This is a genomic window from Gluconobacter oxydans (assembly GCF_006539685.1).
In the GTDB taxonomy this organism is placed as follows: Bacteria; Pseudomonadota; Alphaproteobacteria; order Acetobacterales; family Acetobacteraceae; genus Gluconobacter; species Gluconobacter oxydans.
The window spans coordinates 1-833 of sequence record NZ_BJNM01000095.1; the positions used below are offsets into that span (position 1 = coordinate 1).

The 833-nt window shown below is 64.0% G+C and carries 1 protein-coding gene; it reads right to left on the reverse strand.

Annotated features, from left to right (window positions below; genetic code table 11):
• Positions 1-34: 34 nt before the first annotated feature.
• On the reverse strand, positions 35-833 hold a 799-nt coding region (locus GOX01_RS12745), incomplete at its 5' end, for a phosphoadenosine phosphosulfate reductase domain-containing protein (RefSeq protein WP_255314074.1).

Sequence of the window (833 nt, forward strand, 5' to 3'; positions counted from 1 at the left end):
CAAAACGACGGGGCCGTCCGGCCCGCGCCTGAAACTAGAGGGGCCCTCCTCCGTTACCGAAGGCACCGGCCGGGAGGGTCCAGTTTTCTGTCAGAACCGTCTGCAACGGGCGGTCTGACAGGCAGGCTGCGACCAGATCGGGCCGCGACCGGGCCGCTTCATAAACCGTCCCTTCGGACGACAGCTGCGCGAGCCCCCTGTCACGTTTGATCGTGCAGCCGAAGTCCTTTTCATATCCGTTCAATTTCGCAAACCGGTTCGCATCCATCCATTTCAGGGTGGCGAACTGGTCTGCATTGCCGAAGATACAGGACGCGCAGGACAGGCGCGAAAATCCGACCTGATATGGATAGGCTGGCATGACGCGCCAGCGCTTCAGGATCGCCCAGACCTCTGCTTCGGACCACTGATGTACCGGCCTCCAGTGATCGACATGGCGACGACGACGCGTCCCGTTTCTCGTGTCGGTACGGTGAGGCTCAAAGGCCGCATATCGAGCCCGTGCGGGGCTCTCTTCAGCACGTTCTCCTGTCACGACCAGGGTACGACAGTTGAGGAACCGGTCCTGTCCGCGGAGGGCACGATCGGCTACGTCAACCTTGAGGCTTGCCGAACACCAGCGCACGGACAGGCTGGCCGAGACCTGGGGAAAGCGCAGCCGGGTTCCGTTATGGCCCTGCCCGCCGGCGACGACGCGCCCCTCCGGGGTCTCGAAGACCACGGGCGCGGTCGGCATATCGTGGCGCAGCATCTCGCGCTCGAAGCCACCCTCGCGCCAGGACCGATAGAGTGGCAGTCCGAGGTCGCGAGCCAGGGCTTCGACATACGGAGCA